Raw genomic sequence first — 1,739 nt, forward strand, 5'->3', positions numbered from 1 at the left:
TCGCGGTCGCTGGTGGTCTCCTGCGTGCGGCCCATCATGATCGTCTTGTTCTGGATCACGGCCTTCTTGCTGAGCTGCTTGCACAGCTGCTCGGCATCGCGCGAGTAGATGGCGTGCGCCTCTTTCTCGTAGTACTTGCGCACCATGGCCTCGTCGAGCTTGCGCCCGCCGATGAAAAAGTACCACGCGCCCACGCAGAGCGCGACGACGATCGCTATTTGCTTCATTTCCCCGCCCGCACGCCCGTGCGCCCCGCTCCGATTTTGCGGGGCAGTATACGTTGCGGGATGTTTCTTGAGGGGCTTCGGGCGGGGACCGGATGGCTGCGCTCCATGCCCCACAATCCGCAGATACGATCCGATCAGCGTTCCGCCTTTCCGATGCCTTCGATGAAAACCGCGCTGGCCGCCGCGCTGCTGCTGACAACCGCACTCGCCTCGCAGGCCCAGAACCACAACGCCGTGCTGCCCTACGAGTCGCTGGACGGCACGGCGGCCGATGCGGCCGCCTCCTCCTCCGAATACCTGGCGGCCAAGGCGCGCTGGCACAACGAGCTGGCCGCCTTCTTCCGGGCCGACCAGCAGCAGTTCCCGGCGCCAGGCGGCGTGGTGTTCGTGGGCAGTTCCACCGTGCGCATGTGGAAAAGCCTCGCGCAGGATTTCCGCCAGGTGCCCGGCATCGTCAACCGCGGCTTCGGCGGCTCGACCCTGGCCGACTGCAGCCTGTTCGCGCGCGACCTGGTGGTGCGCTACCGGCCGCGGCAGGTGCTGGTGTACGCCGGCGACAACGACCTGGCCGAGGGCCGCACGCCGCTGCAGGTGCTCGAGAGCTTTGCGCGCTTTGCCAATGCGGTGCGCGCGGAGCTTCCGAACACGCGCATCAGCTTCATCTCGATCAAGCCGAGCCCCTCGCGCGAGCACCTGATGCCGCAGATCCGCGAAACCAACAACGTGATCTCGGCCTACCTCAACCGGCTGCCCGACAGCGAATACATCGACGTCTTCACGCCCATGCTCGGCGCCGACGGCCGGCCGCGGCCCGAGCTGTTCAGGAGCGACCGGCTGCACATGACCGACGAGGGCTACCGGCTTTGGCAGTCGGTCATCGCCAGCCACTTGCCAGGGGCCGCGCCGGCACCCGTGCCGGTCGCGGCGCCCGCAGCGGCGCTGCCCTGAGCGGCGCTCCCGGCCAGGCTCAGGCCCGCGCAGTCTCCGTCGGCACGTCTTCCGCCGGCGGCGGCAAGTCGGCGCCGCGCGTGAAGCGCGCCACCGCGTACATGCCCGCGAACACCGCCAGCAGCAGCAGGCCGTCGCCCCACCAGGGCCGGGCGGTCTGGCTGTCGCCGTAGAAGGCCAGCACCAGCAGCACCGCCACCAGGTGCGCGCAGAACACCGGCAGCGAGGCCGCGCCCATGGCCTCGAGCCAGTGCAGGCGAGGAATCCTGCGCATGAGCCCGGGCCCGAAGCGTACCGCCAGGATGCCCAGTGCCACCAGGTTCACGAGGCGCAGCGGCCCGAGCTGCCACTTGTCGAACAGCAGGTTCATCTCCACGTCGCCGCCGAACGGCGCCTGGCCGTTGATGCCGTGGTGGCGCCACCAGAAGCCGTAGAGCGCAATGGCCAGCGCGGGCACCCACAGCCAGGCCGGAAAGCGCAGCGGCCGCGCGCCGGGCAGGTTGCGGCTGGCGCCGAGGCACAGGCCGGCAAACCACAGGAACTGCCAGGCGTAGCTGTTGAAGG

2 protein-coding genes and 1 pseudogene are annotated in these 1,739 nt (G+C 69.3%); 1 reads left to right on the forward strand and 2 read right to left on the reverse strand.

Annotated elements, in window-relative coordinates:
* Positions 1–227, reverse strand: a pseudogene (locus AC1DOC_RS32395) (hypothetical protein); the annotation flags it as partial.
* Between the two features lie 162 nt (positions 228–389).
* Between AC1DOC_RS32395 and AC1DOC_RS32400 the strand changes: the two are divergent.
* A complete protein-coding gene (locus tag AC1DOC_RS32400; protein ID WP_307596241.1) occupies positions 390–1,175 on the forward strand; it encodes an SGNH/GDSL hydrolase family protein in 786 nt (261 codons plus the stop codon).
* Between the two features lie 19 nt (positions 1,176–1,194).
* Here AC1DOC_RS32400 and opgC read toward each other — a convergent pair.
* The coding region (gene opgC / locus AC1DOC_RS32405) for an OpgC domain-containing protein (RefSeq protein ID WP_478131413.1) at positions 1,195–1,739 on the reverse strand (545 nt) is incomplete at its 5' end.

The organism is Variovorax sp. 01T439_2, from assembly GCF_056398445.1.

What these genes read in the sequence shown, in the direction of transcription:
- AC1DOC_RS32400 (WP_307596241.1), top strand. Translation starts at nt 390, where the DNA reads ATGAAAACCGCGCTGGCCGCCGCGCTGCTGCTGACAACCGCACTCGCC.